General features: G+C 64.1%; 2 protein-coding genes and 1 pseudogene. 1 reads left to right on the top strand and 2 read right to left on the bottom strand.

Annotated features, from left to right (window positions below):
• On the top strand, positions 1 to 2815 hold a 2815-nt coding region (locus AC1DT2_RS18120), incomplete at its 5' end, for an ATP-binding protein (RefSeq protein WP_477297867.1).
• Between the two features lie 22 nt (positions 2816 to 2837).
• Here the strand turns inward: AC1DT2_RS18120 and AC1DT2_RS18115 are convergent.
• Entirely contained in the window at positions 2838 to 3293 is a 456-nt protein-coding gene (locus AC1DT2_RS18115) for a MarR family winged helix-turn-helix transcriptional regulator (protein WP_231873913.1), read from the bottom strand.
• 3 nt (positions 3294 to 3296) lie between these two features.
• Positions 3297 to 3569, bottom strand: a pseudogene (locus AC1DT2_RS18110) (DHA2 family efflux MFS transporter permease subunit); the annotation flags it as partial.

Raw genomic sequence — 3569 nt, 5'->3', positions numbered from 1 at the left:
GATCTACCTCAATCGCGACGTGCAGTCCCGCGCGCTGGAGATGTTCCACTTCGCGCTGCGGCCCGGTGGGTATCTGTTCCTTGGAAGCTCGGAGTCAGCCGAAGTCGTATCGAAGTACTTCACCCCCGTGGACAAGAAGAACCGGATCTATCGTGCCAACGCGGTCGGCCGTACCGGGATTTACCTGCACTCGCCCACGCGCCTTCCGTCCACCATACTCACCACGGGCGCGACCGCTGCCGCCACGGCCGCGCAGGATCGGCGGGAGTATTCGTTGAGCGAGATCCATCGCAAGGCGGTTGAAGACCGCTTGCCGCCCAGCATCCTGGTCGACCGCGACGGCCATGTCGCACACATGTCCCAGAGCGCCGGCGTCTATCTGCGGCTCACCGGCGGTGCGCCGTCGTACCAGCTGACCGCGCTGATCGTCCCCGAGCTGCGCCTCGAGCTGCGCACGTCATTATTCCAGGCCAGCCAGGACGGCACCTCGGTACGTTCGCGGGCGGTGGACCTGGAGCGGCGTGGCCACATGCTCTCGGTCAGCATCGAGGTGCGCCCCATTCGTGACCAGGAACAGGTCGGTGGCTTCCAGCTCGTGGTCTTCCACGAGGGGGAGGCGCGCAGCGCCGCCCAGGCGACGGAATCGGACAACGAACAGACGCCGATCCTGCTTCAGTTGGAGGAGGAACTGAGGCGTGCGAAGGAGCAGCTACAGGCCACCGTCGAAGAGTCGGAATCCTCCACTGAGGAACTCAAGGCGTCGAACGAGGAACTGCAATCGATCAACGAAGAGCTGCGTTCGGCGACCGAAGAGCTGGAGACCAGCAAGGAAGAGCTCCAGTCGATCAACGAGGAACTCATCACCGTCAACCACGAGCTCAAGCTCAAGGTCGAGGAGACCGCCAAGGTCAACGACGACCTGAGCAACCTGGTCGCCTCCACGGACATCGCCACCGTATTCGTCGACCGCGACATGTGCATCAAGCGCTTCACGCCGCGCGCCGCCGATGTGTTCCGATTGATCCCCGCCGATATCGGCAGGTCCCTGCTGGACCTCAACCATAGCCTGGACTATCCCGACCTTGCCGCCGACGCCTCCCTGGCGTTCCAGGCGCTGCGCACGATCGAACGTGAAGTAGGTAGCCAGGACGGTCGCTGGTACATCTCCCGCATCCTTCCCTATCGCACCGCCGAGGATCGCATTGAAGGCGCCGTGATGACCTTCATCGAGGTCACGCGGCGCCGGGCAGCCGAAGAAGCGGCTCGCAACAGCGAAGAGCGCATGCGACTGGTTGCCGACAGCGCCGTCGACTACGCCATCATCACCACCGATCCCGACGGCATCATCACCTCGTGGAGCAAGGGTGCGGAACGCATGTTCCGCTACTCGGACAGCGACGCCATCGGCCGTCATGCCAACCTCATCTTCACCTCCGAGGACCGCGCGCAAGGTGCGTTCCAGGACGAAATGGAACAGGCACGCACGCAAGGCCGCGCGACGGACGACCGTTGGCACCTGCGCGCCGACGGCGAGCGCATTTTCTGCAGCGGCATCACCACGCCGCTGAACCAGGGTGGCTTTCACGGCTATGCCAAGATCGCACGTGACATCACCCAGGAGAAGCGCCGCGAGCGCGAGCGCGAGGAGCTCCTCCGCGCGGAGAAAGCCTCGCGCGAGGCGGCGCAAAGCGCCGTTCTCATGAAAGACGAATTTCTCGCGGTGATGTCGCACGAACTGAAACACCCGCTCAACCTGATCCTGGTGAACGCGGAGCTCATTGCCCGCTCGGCAACGGTCGCCGACGATGCCGCCACACTACGTTCGGCTGACGCGATCCGTAAGACGGTGGAAGGACAGGCCCGGATCATCGACGATCTGCTCGACCTCTCGCGGCTCACGACGGGGAAGCTCGCCCTCAATATCTCCGAGGTCAACGTATCCGACAGCTTGCGGCGTGTGGCCGATGGCATGCGCGAGGAGCTCGCCGCGCGCTCGGTGACGCTCAGCCTCGCGCTGCCGGACGCCGATGTGACGATGACGGCTGACGGCATACGCATCGAACAGATCGTCTGGAACCTGCTCGGCAACGCCCTGAAGTTCACCCGCGCGACCGGGCACATCTGGGCCACCTTGAGCAGCACCGGCAAGCACATAAGGCTGGAAGTGACCGACGACGGCATCGGCATATCGCCCTCGCTGGTTGGCCGCGTGTTCGACATGTTCGAGCGCGGCGCCAGCCTGAAGAATCGCACCACCGGCGGCCTCGGCATCGGCCTCGCCCTGGTCAGGCAACTGGCCGACCTGCACGGTGGCGAGGTGTCCGCCAGCTCGCCGGGCCCCGATCAGGGCGCATCGTTCGTCGTGGTCCTTCCGGTCAGGTCGGTTCGCCAGAACGAAGCTGCCTTGATGCTAGCGTCCCGTTGGACGCCGCAGCTGCCAGGGCGCCGCATCGTCATCGTCGACGATGCGCAGGAACTGCTTGAGCCCTTCGCCGAGCTGCTACGCATGGAGGGTGCCACAGTCGCCACGGCCAATACGGGTGTCATGGCCCTTTCGATCCTTGCCTCCGGCGATCACGACATCCTTCTATCGGACATCGGCATGCCCGACATGGACGGTCACGAACTCATCGAACGGGTGCGCGCCGACCCGGTGAACCGGGGCATCCTGGCGGTCGCCCTGACCGGCTTCGGCCGACCGCAGGACGAAAGACGGGCAATGAAGGCGGGCTTCGACGCCCACATCAGCAAGCCCATATCGATGCACGTGCTGCTGGCGGCACTCGAGCGGCTGCACAAGTCCCGTCAGGGATAAGGTCGTTTACGGTCGACGTGTCTCACTCACCGATGAACTTGCCCAATAATCGCTTGAGTTCCTCGAACTCCGTACGGCTGAACGACCTGAGGCGGGCGTTGAGCACAGGCGGAACGACATCCGGAATGCCGTCGGCAACCCGGCTACCCGCGCGGGTCAGGGTCAGGTTGACCACCCGGCGGTCCTTGTCGTCACGCGAGCGCTCGAGCAAGCCCTTCTCCTCGAGCTTGTCCAGCATCCGCGTCATCAGCCCGGTATCGATACCAAGCAGCTTCGACAGTTCGAAGGGCGTGCTCGCCGTGCCCTTGCTCAGCAGGACGATGATGCCCATCTGCTGGCTGCTGATGTCCAGGTCTTTCAGTGCGGCGTCCACCTCCGACGCCAGCAGGTTCCGCGCCCTCGCCAACAGGAAGCCGATGCTCCGGGTATGCACGAAGTTCTTGCGCGTGTAGTGGTCCATGGCCGGATTATGGACCATCCATCAATGGCCCGCCGCCGCAGCCGCCGCTCCGCCGCTACCCCTGGTCGATCGGGCAACCCAGATCAGCGGGATGATCACGATGAATGTCACGCCGGACAGCCAGAAGATGTCGTTGAGCCCGAGCATGGTGGCCTGCGCCGTGAGACCTCGCTCGAAGAACGACACCGCACCGTTCGTATCCACATGCAGCGTGTCGCGTAAAGACGCAATCGACTCGAGGAAACCCGGATCATAGGCGGTCGCCCGCTCGGTCAGCTGCGAATGGTGAAGGAC

The sequence above is a fragment of the Luteibacter sp. P4_E6 genome (assembly GCF_056401535.1).
The sequence above is the reverse complement of the archived record's forward strand: the minus strand, read 5'-3'. Positions and strand labels throughout refer to the sequence as shown.